Origin of the sequence: Acinetobacter sp. S4400-12 (genome assembly GCF_024129495.1) — a bacterium.
In the GTDB taxonomy this organism is placed as follows: domain Bacteria; phylum Pseudomonadota; class Gammaproteobacteria; order Pseudomonadales; family Moraxellaceae; genus Acinetobacter; species Acinetobacter lwoffii_C.
Window position 1 is genome coordinate 84411 of record NZ_JAMXYB010000005.1, and the last position, 11675, is coordinate 96085.

The 11675-nt window shown below is 46.2% G+C and carries 11 protein-coding genes; 7 read left to right on the forward strand and 4 right to left on the reverse strand.

Annotated elements, in window-relative coordinates; translation table 11 throughout:
- From NI461_RS04260 to NI461_RS04270, 3 genes are all read right to left on the reverse strand, one after another.
- Entirely contained in the window at nucleotides 1–1005 is a 1005-nt protein-coding gene (locus NI461_RS04260) for a TIM44-like domain-containing protein (RefSeq protein ID WP_253156637.1), read from the reverse strand.
- Nucleotides 1006–1118: 113 nt separating this feature from the next.
- Entirely contained in the window at nucleotides 1119–2510 is a 1392-nt protein-coding gene (gene radA, locus NI461_RS04265) for a DNA repair protein RadA (protein WP_151205870.1), read from the reverse strand.
- Nucleotides 2511–2650: 140 nt separating this feature from the next.
- On the reverse strand, nucleotides 2651–4003 hold the full coding sequence (locus NI461_RS04270; RefSeq protein WP_151205871.1) for a sodium:alanine symporter family protein: 1353 nt from the start codon (nucleotides 4001–4003) through the stop codon (nucleotides 2651–2653).
- Between the two features lie 640 nt (nucleotides 4004–4643).
- On the opposite strand from NI461_RS04270, the gene NI461_RS04275 reads away from it, so the two are divergent.
- The 7 genes from NI461_RS04275 (at nucleotide 4644) to NI461_RS04305 (ending at nucleotide 10824) form a co-directional block, all read left to right on the forward strand.
- Nucleotides 4644–6047 carry an amino acid permease gene (locus NI461_RS04275; protein WP_151205872.1) on the forward strand — a complete coding sequence of 468 codons (1404 nt, stop codon included), beginning with the start codon at nucleotides 4644–4646 and terminating at the stop codon, nucleotides 6045–6047.
- 133 nt (nucleotides 6048–6180) lie between these two features.
- Nucleotides 6181–6414, forward strand: a complete 234-nt coding sequence (locus NI461_RS04280; protein ID WP_151205873.1) for a lipoprotein — start codon at nucleotides 6181–6183, stop codon at nucleotides 6412–6414.
- A 24-nt stretch (nucleotides 6415–6438) separates the two neighbouring features.
- The gene (gene lysA / locus NI461_RS04285) at nucleotides 6439–7683 is read left to right on the forward strand and encodes a diaminopimelate decarboxylase (protein WP_151205874.1); all 1245 of its coding nucleotides are present in this window, start codon (nucleotides 6439–6441) and stop codon (nucleotides 7681–7683) included.
- Between the two features lie 15 nt (nucleotides 7684–7698).
- The gene (gene dapF, locus NI461_RS04290) at nucleotides 7699–8544 is read left to right on the forward strand and encodes a diaminopimelate epimerase (RefSeq protein WP_151205875.1); all 846 of its coding nucleotides are present in this window, start codon (nucleotides 7699–7701) and stop codon (nucleotides 8542–8544) included.
- Nucleotides 8545–8641: 97 nt separating this feature from the next.
- Nucleotides 8642–9247, forward strand: coding sequence for an alpha/beta hydrolase (locus NI461_RS04295; protein WP_151205876.1), 606 nt, complete (start codon nucleotides 8642–8644; stop codon nucleotides 9245–9247).
- Between the two features lie 8 nt (nucleotides 9248–9255).
- A complete protein-coding gene (gene xerA / locus NI461_RS04300) occupies nucleotides 9256–10188 on the forward strand; it encodes a site-specific tyrosine recombinase/integron integrase (protein WP_171480647.1) in 933 nt (310 codons plus the stop codon).
- A 264-nt stretch (nucleotides 10189–10452) separates the two neighbouring features.
- A complete protein-coding gene (locus NI461_RS04305; protein ID WP_151205878.1) occupies nucleotides 10453–10824 on the forward strand; it encodes a hypothetical protein in 372 nt (123 codons plus the stop codon).
- Here the strand turns inward: NI461_RS04305 and NI461_RS04310 are convergent.
- Nucleotides 10751–11344, reverse strand: coding sequence for a GNAT family N-acetyltransferase (locus tag NI461_RS04310; RefSeq protein ID WP_151205879.1), 594 nt, complete (start codon nucleotides 11342–11344; stop codon nucleotides 10751–10753). The genes NI461_RS04305 and NI461_RS04310 overlap by 74 nt on opposite strands.
- Nucleotides 11345–11675 lie beyond the last annotated feature (331 nt).

The window sequence follows — 11675 nt, forward strand, 5'->3', positions numbered from 1 at the left end:
TTACAGTTCTTGCTGGATGCCTGCGACCAGCCAATCTTGTTGGGAACCAGCAGGCTTTACAAAGTGCCAGATCTCAGCAAATGGTTGTGGTTGGCTGTTCAGGTCTTCGCTTACTGTGCCGGTAAAGCGTACGCTCACCACGTATTGATCATTTTCTGTAGATGAATCTGCAACCATCGCATTCAAGTTCGAGAACTCCGCTACGTCCTGATCCTGATTGGCCATAATATCGTTATACATGGACTGATACAGGTCAGGAGTTAAATAGCGCTGAATCTCAGAAATGTTGCTTGCTGTATTCATGGACTGAATATGGTTGAAGCGCTGACGTGCAACACGCAGGAAGGCAGCCGGCTCAGTTCCATCTGGTAACTGCTGACCACTATTGGTATACGCTGTACCGAATGGCGCATTATTTACCGGCGCTGAACCAAATGGTGCATTATTGCCCGTAGTGTTCCCGCTCACGCTTTGACCAAAGATGTTGGTATTATCACCACCACGCGGTACAGCAGGCGCTTGGCCAAAGGGTGCTGGCTGGCCAGCACCACTATTTGGCGCATACGGATTAGAAGCTACTTTTTTTTTTGCGCCCATCTTACGGAAAATGAAGAAGGCAACAGCAGCAGCAAGCAGGATCCAGATCCAGCCTGGAATACCGCCTTTTTCCTCTTCTTGAGCTGCCTGAGCTTCAGAGGCTGCAGCATTTTGATCATCAGCCAGTGCGTTGGCAGCAACTGCACCAATGGCAGCACCCGCAACACCCGCAGCAACCATGCCACCCACACCTGGGCCAGATTTTTGCTGGGTTGCAGCACCCGCGGCTGGAGCCTGTTGTGCAGGTGCAGCTTGACGAGGTTGCTGATAAGACTGAGTAGGCGCCGCAGAACGTTGCATACCGTGGCTTTTACCGCCACCGGCACGTTTTGCTTCAGCAGTTAAAGGTGCAAACAGTAATGCTGCTGTTAAAAAGCCGGCGATCAAACCACGCTGTCGAACTTCCATCCAATTTTCCTATATGAATAAATCTATTTGAACTCTCTATTTATATAGGCTTTATAGAGAATTTCAATTAGAAATCTGTATTTTTTTAGGCTTTTTCCCGATTTTAATCCACGCTAATTTAGTTCGTCACTTAAGCTGATGGCTTCTGTCAAGGCTTCATGTAAACGTGCTACCGCAATCACCTGAACGCCTGGAATCGGTTTTTGCGGTGCATTGGCACGTGGCAAAATAATATATTTAAAGCCATGTTTGACTGCTTCTTTCAGGCGCTCCTGGCCATTGGGTACCGGACGAATTTCTCCAGACAATCCGACTTCACCAAACACTGCGAGCTGCTGAGGCAGGGCTTTGGTACGGATGCTGGAAGCACAGGCAAGTAGAACAGCCAGGTCTGAACCTGTTTCGGTAATTTTCAGGCCACCGACTATATTGACATAGACATCCTGTCCGGAAGTCTGAACGCCTCCATGCCGGTGCATCACCGCCAGTAACATATTAAGCCGATTCTGTTCCAGTCCAAGTGCCACACGGCGTGGTTGACCATGAGCATCATCTACAAGCGCCTGAACTTCAACCAGTAAAGGGCGCGTACCTTCACGGCTAATCATCACGATTGAACCCGGAATGGCTTCATCATAGCGGCTCAGGAAAATCGCAGAAGGGTTGGCCACTTCACGCAGGCCTTTATCGGTCATGCCAAACACGCCGAGTTCATTCACTGCACCAAAACGGTTTTTGACTGCACGGATCATGCGGTAACGTGAATCTGACTGACCTTCAAAATACAGCACACAGTCCACCATGTGTTCCAGCACACGTGGACCCGCCAGCGCACCTTCTTTGGTCACATGGCCGACAATAAACAGGGCGGTACCACTATTTTTAGCAAAACGCGTCAGCAGGGCTGCCGATTCGCGGATTTGGGAAACACCACCCGGTGCAGACTGTAAGGTTTCGGTATATAAGGTTTGAATCGAGTCCAAAATGGCCACCGCAGGACGTTCCTGTGCCAGCACTTCACAGATGCGTTCCACGCAGGTTTCAGCCATGACTCTAAGCCGATCTGTTGGCAGATCCAGACGCTGGGCGCGTAAAGCCACCTGCGATAAAGATTCTTCACCGGTTACATAAAGCGCCGAGCTGTTGCCTGCTGCCATATGAGTGGCTGTTTGCAGCAGGATGGTGGATTTACCAATACCGGGGTCCCCTCCGATCAGGACCACAGAACCTGTGACCAGACCACCCCCCAGTACACGGTCAAACTCGCTGATTCCAGTCGGAAGACGGGTTTCATGAGAAACAGAAATTTTATTTAAAGTGGTGATTGCGGCGGCCTGACCGGCGTAACCTCCGCCCATTTTAGGCTGGGCACGGTGTGTCGTTGCAGGGGCAATAGTCACTTCTACCAAGCTGTTCCATTCACCACATTCTGAACATTGACCAGCCCATTTAGAATGATCTGTGCCACATTGTTCACAACGATATACACTTTTTGCTTTAGCCATAATCGATATAAAAACTGATAAAACTACTGCACAGCATACAGAGTAAAGGTGGTTTTTAAAATCATTCAGCGAAGATGAAAATCAAAAACCACCAGAAGCCAGAAGAGAAGGTAGTTTGCTGGTTCAGAAAACTTCTGGTCTTAATACAGCTCGCCAGATTGGCGACGGGCAACAAAGTCTTTGGACTCCTTAACGATAATGCCGGACAGTAATAGCAGCGCAATCAGATTAGGTACAGCCATCAGGCCATTAAAGGTATCGGCGAAAAGCCAGACCAGATCTAGAGTGGCGACGCAGCCGACAAAAACCGACAGGATATAAATGATGCGATACGGCAGGACAAACCTCTCACCAAGCAGATAGGTGGCACATTTTTCACCATAATAGCTCCAGCCGAGAATCGTGGAATAGGCAAAGAAAATAATCCCGAAAGTCACTACCCAGCCCCCAACGCCCGGCAGCAACCGGTCAAATACCTGGGTGGTCAGCACGGCGCCGGTTTCACCACCAAAACTGCTGCCAGCCAGAATATAACCGATTACCAGTACAATACCGGTAATTGAACAGACAATAATGGTGTCAATAAATGTACCGGTCATCGATACCAGACCCTGCCGAACAGGATGGTCGGTTTTGGCCGCAGCAGCAGCGATTGGGGCAGAGCCCATGCCAGCTTCATTGGAAAATACTCCGCGCGCCACACCATAGCGAATGGCAGCACCGACGGCACCACCCATGGCAGCCTCACCAGTAAAGGCATAAGTGAAAATCATTTTTAGGGCAGGCATCACCAGTTCAAGATGAGTAAAGATAATAATTAAGCCTCCGGCCACATAGCCCAGTGCCATGATCGGAACAATCAGGGAAGCCGCTTTGGAAATAGATTTAATCCCGCCCAGAATCACCAGGGCAGAAAGTAGGGTAATCACCACACCAGTGATCCAGGTTTCAACTCCCAGACTGTTTTCTACAGCCAGCGCAACGGTATTGGATTGAACCGAACTGCCGATTCCGAAAGAGGCCAAGGTGCCGAACAGGGCGAAGATCAGGGCCAGCCACTTCCATTTAAGTCCGCGCTCAATGTAGTACATCGGGCCACCGGACATTTCACCTTTTTCATTTTTAATGCGGTATTTCACTGCCAGTACGCCTTCACCATACTTGGTGGCCATACCAAACAGCGCCGTCATCCACATCCAGAAGATTGCACCCGGACCGCCCAATACACAGGCCGTGGCCACCCCGGCAATATTACCGGTACCAATGGTGGCAGACAGGGCAGTCATGAGAGAGGCAAAATGGGAAATATCCCCATGTTTTTCATGAGCAGGATGCTTGCCAAACACTTGTTTGATTGCAAAAGGCAGCATACGGAATTGCCAGAACACTAGGCGGAAAGTGAGGAATACACCGGTACCAACCAGCAGTACCAGCATATAAGGGCCCCAGATCCAGCCGCTCAAAGTTTCCATCAGACTTTGTAAATTTTGCATAAAATTCTTCTTATTGATCCATGTCAGTTTTATTTGAGGTCTTGATTAAAAAGTAATTACGATGCCAAGTGCGTTCATCCTGAACACAAATAATGGCGGATTTGTCTTCTATTTTTTGTACAATTTAAAAGTTTTGACAAGAAAATACTTGTTCAATTCACGAAGATAGAGAAACTCGGCAGGGCAAAAGATAGCGCTAAATGTCAAGCATGACGTACAGGCCTGTGGGGGAATGGGAATTGAAGGAGACCAGTCATCTGCTCATAGACGAAAGGCTGTTATTGGAATACACGAGTTATCCTCAAACTTAATAAAAAATAACTTCAACAAGACTTAGCTAAGTAGCTTGATTTTTCAGGCAGAAAGGCGGCTGTCTGAGAAATATCAACACCGATTGACTCAAATTTTAGAGAAATCCTCAAGAATGCAGAATAATTCGCTACTATACCTTTCCTGGAAACCAGAGGGATCAGTTTGGTGTACTCACTGAATGGATGGCTCTGGTTCTCTTGGTTTCAAGTCAATTTCTTAGCCGCGACTCGAGTGAATGGGAAAATATAAATGAAAAGCGATTTTCTTTTTTGTATTTTTATATTTTTAAGTTAACTTGTCGCCATTAAAAACAAAGTTGAAATGAATAATGTCAGAAAAATATAGCCACTCATCATCGCAAGAGGGTGAATTACAGCGTAGCTTGTCTAACCGACATCTGCAGCTAATTGCGATTGGTGGGGCAATCGGAACCGGCCTGTTTATGGGCTCAGGAAAAACCATCAGTTTGGCAGGACCGTCTATTCTGGTGATCTATATGATCATCGGCTTCATGGTGTTTCTGGTCATGCGTGCCTTAGGCGAATTATTGCTGTCTAATTTGCGCTATAAATCGTTTATTGATTTTGCTACTGACCTGATCGGACCATGGGCAGGATATTTTGTCGGCTGGACCTATTGGCTGTGCTGGATCACAATCGGTATTGCAGATCTTTCTGCAATTATTTATTACCTGCAGTTCTTCAATAACGGCCTGCCTTTCACCGCGGGTGAAGGGGTGCTGATCAGTATTGCTGCTATTGTCTTTATCATGGGACTGAACCTGGTCACGGTAAAACTGTTTGGTGAAATGGAGTTCTGGTTTGCCCTGATCAAGATTATTGCCATTATCGTATTGATTGCGGTGGGCTTATGGATGATCTTTACTGGATTTACCTCCGATGCAGGTACACAGGCTTCCTTTAGTCATCTCTGGGAGCATGGCGGTTTATTCCCAACGGGCGCTATGGGTTTTCTGGCGGGTTTCCAGATTGCCATCTTCGCCTTTGTCGGGGTAGAGCTGGTCGGTACTACAGCTGCTGAAACCAAAGACCCGGAAAGAAACCTGCCTAAAGCGGTCAATTCGATTCCGATTCGTATCATTATTTTCTATGTGCTTGCCTTGCTCATCGTGATGTCGGTTACGCCGTGGAATCAGATTGACCCGAATATTTCGCCATTCGTTGATCTGTTCAGTCAGGCGGGCATTGCTGCGGCTGCTATTATCATGAACTTGGTCGTGTTGTCCTCGGTCATGTCTTCCATGAATAGTGGGGTGTTTTCGACCAGCCGGATGTTGTTTGGTTTGTCACGTGAACAGCAGGCACCGAAATCCTTTGGACGTTTAAACAGTCGCGCTGTACCTGCCAATGCCCTGTATTTTTCTGCAGTATGTCTGTTATTAGGCGCAGCTTTACAGTACTTCGTGCCGAACACCGTAGAAGCATTTACTCTGGCAACGACCCTGTCGACGATTTTATTTATCTGTGTATGGCTCATGATTATCTGGAGTTATATGATTTACTATAAAACCCGTCCCGAGTTACATGCCAAGTCGGTGTTTAAATTACCAGGTGGACTGGTGACCTGCTGGATTGTGATTATTTTCTTTGTTGCCATGATTGGTGTCTTGGCGCTGGAAGAAGATACGCGTCGTGCCCTGATGGTCAGTCCGATCTGGTTTGTTTTACTGATTATTGGTTATCTGGGCTTCTATAAACAGAAACATAAATAATCCATATCAATAAAAACGTCAGCGATCTGCTGGCGTTTTTTAATGTCTCAAGATACTCTCTAAGCTTGAGCGCTTTGGTCTATTTCTATCATCGCGCTATACTTATATGAAAATACTCAGATTAGGTGGTCAGATGCATCAGGTCATTTGCTACATCAGTTTAATTACAGCCGGCTTTGTGCTGGCAGGTTGTGGACAATCGGGAGCTTTACATCTTCCTGCTGACCCAAATCACGATAAGCGTGCCAAATATCTGCTTTACAAAAACACCGAGCCTGCGGCACCTGCGTCTGGTGAAAAACAGGATGCACCAGTTAGGCAGCAGTTTGAAGCACCCGTAGAATCCGATTCAACATCATCTCCTTAAAACGTTCAAAGAAAGGATACGTTCATGAGTTTCACCCGTATTAATGGGGTATTGCACGCCGAGCAATGTTCACTGCAACAGCTTGCCGAGCAGTTTGGCACACCACTGTATGTTTATTCCAAAGCCACTTTTGAAAAGCATTATCTGGAGATGGACCGTGCTTTTAGCTTTATCGATCATCAAATCTGCTTTGCGGTAAAGTCAAACTCTAATATTGCGGTATTGAATGTATTGGCCAAGCAAGGTGCCGGTTTTGATATTGTGACCGGTGGTGAACTGGCTCGTGTACTCAAAGCCGGTGGTGAAGCGGCAAAAATCGTATTCTCGGGTTTGGGTAAATCTGAAGCGGATATTCAAAAAGCATTGGAAGTGGGGATTGCCTGCTTTAACGTTGAGTCACATGCCGAGCTGGATCGCATCCAGAAGGTAGCGGCTAAGATGGGTAAAAGAGCCCCGATTTCTTTACGCGTTAATCCAGATGTTGATGCCAAAACCCATCCTTATATTTCGACGGGTTTAAAAGAAAACAAGTTTGGTATTCCATCGGAGAGTGTATTTGACACTTACCAATACGCCGCGTCTTTGCCGAATCTGGAAATAGTGGGAATTGACTGTCATATCGGTTCGCAATTGACTGAAACCCAGCCTTTTGTCGATGCACTGGATCGTGTCATTGTGATGATTGATAAGCTGAAAGAGATGGGGATTCAGTTGAAACATATCGACATTGGAGGTGGTTTGGGAGTGACCTATAAAGATGAAACTCCGCCATCTGTCGAAGAATATGCCAATGCACTACGTCCGGCCCTGAAAAAACTGGGTTTAAAAGTTTATATGGAACCGGGCCGTAGCATTTCAGCCAATGCCGGCGTATTGCTGACTAAAGTGGATTTACTGAAACCAACGGTTCACCGCAACTTTGCCATCATCGATGCCGCTATGAATGACTTGATCCGCCCGGCGTTGTATGAGGCCTGGATGGATATTCAGCCGGTAACGCCACGTACAGATACAGCGAGTAAAGAGTGGGATGTGGTCGGTGCGATCTGTGAGACGGGTGACTTTCTGGGTAAAGAGCGTCAGCTTGCTATTCAGGAAAATGATGTGCTGGCTGTACTCGGTGCAGGCGCATATGGTTTTGTGATGAGCTCGAACTATAACAGCCGTGGCCGAGCCGCTGAAGTGATGGTCAATGGTGATCAGGCACATCTGATTCGTGAACGTGAAACGATTGAATCACTTTGGGAACGCGAGCGTTTATTGCCTTAAAAGGAGTAAATCAAAGTGTTATTAGAATTTACCAAGATGCATGGCCTGGGCAATGACTTTATGGTGGTGGATTTGATCAGCCAACGCGCTTATCTGGATACGCTGACCATTCAACGTTTGGCTCACCGTAATTTTGGTGTGGGTTTTGATCAACTGCTGATTGTTGAACCGCCTGATATTCCAAGTGCAGATTTTAAATATCGTATTTTTAACGCTGATGGTTCTGAGGTTGAACAGTGTGGTAATGGCGTGCGTTGTTTTGCGCGTTTTGTGCATGAACGTCAACTGACCAGCAAGACCAAAATCAAGGTGCAGACCAAAGCTGGCATCATTGAGCCGGAGCTGGGGGCCAATGGCTGGGTGCGGGTCAATATGGGCTATCCGAAATTCCTGCCGCAGGAGATTCCATTCCTGGCGGATGAGCCGGATAATTTATATGACATCGATTTGGAAGGTGATAAAAAGCTGACCATTGATGTGGTGAATATGGGCAATCCACATGCGGTGACTATTGTTCCGAATGTACTCACCGCAGATGTCGCAAAAATTGGTCCGCAGGTAGAATCGCATCAGCGTTTTCCTGCGCGGGTCAATGCCGGTTTTATGCAGATTGTGGATGAAATGCATGCACGTTTGCGAGTCTATGAGCGTGGGGTGGGGGAAACTCTGGCCTGTGGCACAGGGGCCTGTGCGGCAGCAGTTTCGGGTATGCGCCGTGGCTTGCTGTCCAGTAAGGTCGAAATGGAGCTTGCTGGCGGCAAATTGCAGATTGAATGGGTCGAGGGCGATGTGGTCTGGATGACCGGGCCAACGGCAAATGTCTATGAAGGACGGCTGGATCTACGTTATTTTCAGGGTTAATGTAGAACCTCGGGCGATCTAAAAAAGCGTCGTGCTCAGAACGGCGCTTTTTTTATGTTAGGATAAAATTATATTAAATGCATAGAACAGCAACGCCATGAATCAGCTTGTATTTTTACCCGGAGCATCGGGCAGTCAAGGTTTCTGGCAACCTTTGACTACTTATTTAGCACCAGGACAGGCTTATCAGATTTTGGCTTATCCGGGATTCGATGGCATCGCGCCAAATTCGGCCATTCACAACCTGCATGATCTGCAAGCCTATCTGAATCAGCAGATTGAAGCAGATTCTATCTTGGTTGCACAGTCTATGGGCGGTGTGCTGGCGCTTGGGCTTGCGCTTAATCACCCCGAAAAAGTCAAAGGACTGGTTTTGCTGGCTACATCTGGCGGCCTAAACGTGCAGCAGTTTGGCTGTGCAGACTGGCGAAAAGGTTATCGCGAGCAGTTTGAGGCAGTCCCTGACTGGTTTTTAGAAGACCAAACCGAATTTAGTCCGGAGCAACTTGCCAGCCTTGAGATTCCCATCTTGCTGATCTGGGGAGATCAGGATTCTTTAAGTACTGTTCAGCTAGGACAATATCTGGAACAGACCTTTCGAAGTGCAACACTACATACCCTCCAAGGCGGGGATCACTTTTTTGCTGCCAGTCAGCCTGCACAGGTGGCTGCGCTGATTGATACCTATCTGGAGCGTATTTAATGGGGTATATGGAGGGAACTGCTAAAGAGTTGCTCGGGATCTGGTTAAAAGAACGGGAAATTCAAAACCAGTCCAAACATACTTTACAGGCTTATACGCGTGATGTGACTGATTTTCTGGAATTCTGTGCACAGCAAAAACTGGCTTTAAATGATGTCGAAGCCACAGATTTGCGTCAGTTTCTGGCTGAAAAGGTAGAACAGCAAGGCTTGAGTTCAAGCAGTTTGCAACGCATGCTGTCCTCTATCCGCCAGTTCATGAAATGGGCGCAGCAGTCTCAGTATCTGGTCTTTAATCCGGCCGATGATTTTCAGCTGAAGCGTCAGTCACGTCCTTTGCCGGGAATGATTGATATTGAAACGGTCAACCAAATTCTAGATCAGTCCGCACCGGAAACTCAAGCACAGCAGCAGATGTGGCTGAGAGACAAAGCAATTTTGGAGTTGTTATATTCCAGCGGCTTGCGGCTAGCGGAAATTCAAGGTCTAAGAATCAAGGACATTGATTTCAATCGTCAATTATTAAGAATTACCGGTAAGGGGAACAAAACTCGAGTGGTACCATTTGGTTCAAAAGCCAAAGACAGCTTAATGGAATGGCTGAAAATTTATCCGTTATGGAATGGTGATTTTGTCGCAGATGCGAATGTCTTTATTACCCAAAAAGGCCAGCCACTGGGCGCCCGTCAAATTGAAAACCGGGTCAAGTTTCAGGCACAGCGCGCCGGTGTAAATGTCGATCTGCATCCGCATTTATTAAGACATTGTTTTGCCAGTCACATGCTGTCAAATAGCGGAGATCTACGCGCCGTTCAGGAGATGCTGGGGCATAGCAATTTAAGCACCACACAAATTTATACCCATCTTGATTTTGACCGTCTGGCACAGATTTATGATCAAGCCCATCCTCGGGCTCAACTTAAAAAATCGGACAGTTTTTAAAAATTAAGAGAGCAAGCAGGCTTTGCCGGTTTATGGTTTGTTAATTCTGGCGACCTCCTTGTCATCTAATTTAAATCAGGGGGTGAAACAATAGGGCGTCTAGATAGCATTTGAACTATTGTCGCATAATAAAAAGTCAATTTATAAGGTATAAAAGCCTCCTATCAGTATAAAGTGGGTTTGCATGAATAATCGAAGGGAAGGAAATTATTAACTGCCCCCACTCGTCATGTAAATATTGGAAAGAAAAATATAGGCAAAGTAATGATTTTAGATATTTTAGAGAAATATGATCAATTAACTGCTGCACAAAAAGAAATTTTTGCAGGCTATGGCTTGCGTCAGGTCAAACACTTTGTAGAAATCAGTTTAGCCAAGATTGAACCTGTACTTCCAGAAAATACCGTGGTTCAAGGAGTCAATGCTGCCGGTAAAGTTCAGGCGGTAAATCCGGTTACACAACAATATTATCTGTGGATTTCAGACCTACAGTGGCAAGAAACAGCACAGCCCTCGGATCATATTGATTTGAAAGAAGACTTTATGGCCGTTTGGGAGGTTTTTAAACTGGCGCAATATGAATTGATTGACTTAAGCCATGTACATCGTGATTTCCTGGAAAGTCAGCCTGCTTAAGGCTATATAAAATATGTGGGGCTAGAGCGTGGTGTTTGTCCAAGGCAGGATGATCAAAATATTCCACAATATTCATATTTAAACGCTGCATTACGGCTTGTGACTTTATATTATTCACTGCAGTAAATGACACAACTTCGGCAAGATTTAAATGTTGAAATGCAAAGACGAGACAGGCAAGTGCCGCTTCAGTTGCATAGCCTTTTCCCCAATACGCCTGAGCCAGACGCCAGCCCACTTCAGTACAGGGAGAAAAACTGAATTGTTCCGGTTGATAATGTGAGCCGGTAAAACCAATAAATTGTCGGCTGCATTTTAATTCTAGTGCCCAAAATCCCCAACTCTGTCTTTCAATCAGTTGGTAGAATTTATCTGCCAAGGTATTGCTTTGCCTGGTATTCAGGCATTGTGGGAAATGGCGCATCACTTCCGGGTCTGCATTCATCTTGGCAAAAGCCGGATAGTCCGACGGATGCCATTGCCGCAGTAATAACCGTGTGGTCTCAATTTCAATAGGCATAAAATATTCCGGAGGTTTTTTACAAGGGAAAGAGAAGTATATTTGCTCATTTAACCCCGTCTACAGTTTGTAAGTAGTCGCTAATTCTGAACCCTCAGATTTTAAAATCAAACCCCCTGAATTCGGCATGCTTTGGGGATGAAAGAAGGGAGAAAGTACAAGAAAATTTAACCTGAATGGAGGAGAAATAGACATCAGAATAATACTTCATCGAAGATGAATGGTCAGTCAGAGAAAGCTATGTCTAAAATGACAAAAATATTAAGGCCAGAGAATTGATTGTTTTGTGGGCCAAAAGAGGTGGGCTGGATATTTTAGCAGCACTACATCA

Bases quoted from the DNA above. Each gene is read 5' to 3' on its own strand.
- xerA (WP_171480647.1), top strand. From the start codon at position 9,256: ATGGAGGGAACTGCTAAAGAGTTGCTCGGGATCTGGTTAAAAGAACGG.
- NI461_RS04280 (WP_151205873.1), top strand. From the start codon at position 6,181: ATGCATCAGGTCATTTGCTACATCAGTTTAATTACAGCCGGCTTTGTG.
- NI461_RS04310 (WP_151205879.1), bottom strand. From the start codon at position 11,344: ATGCCTATTGAAATTGAGACCACACGGTTATTACTGCGGCAATGGCAT.
- NI461_RS04275 (WP_151205872.1), top strand. From the start codon at position 4,644: ATGTCAGAAAAATATAGCCACTCATCATCGCAAGAGGGTGAATTACAG.
- radA (WP_151205870.1), bottom strand. From the start codon at position 2,510: ATGGCTAAAGCAAAAAGTGTATATCGTTGTGAACAATGTGGCACAGAT.
- lysA (WP_151205874.1), top strand. From the start codon at position 6,439: ATGAGTTTCACCCGTATTAATGGGGTATTGCACGCCGAGCAATGTTCA.
- NI461_RS04270 (WP_151205871.1), bottom strand. From the start codon at position 4,003: ATGCAAAATTTACAAAGTCTGATGGAAACTTTGAGCGGCTGGATCTGG.
- NI461_RS04260 (WP_253156637.1), bottom strand. From the start codon at position 1,005: ATGGAAGTTCGACAGCGTGGTTTGATCGCCGGCTTTTTAACAGCAGCA.
- NI461_RS04305 (WP_151205878.1), top strand. From the start codon at position 10,453: ATGATTTTAGATATTTTAGAGAAATATGATCAATTAACTGCTGCACAA.
- NI461_RS04295 (WP_151205876.1), top strand. From the start codon at position 8,642: ATGAATCAGCTTGTATTTTTACCCGGAGCATCGGGCAGTCAAGGTTTC.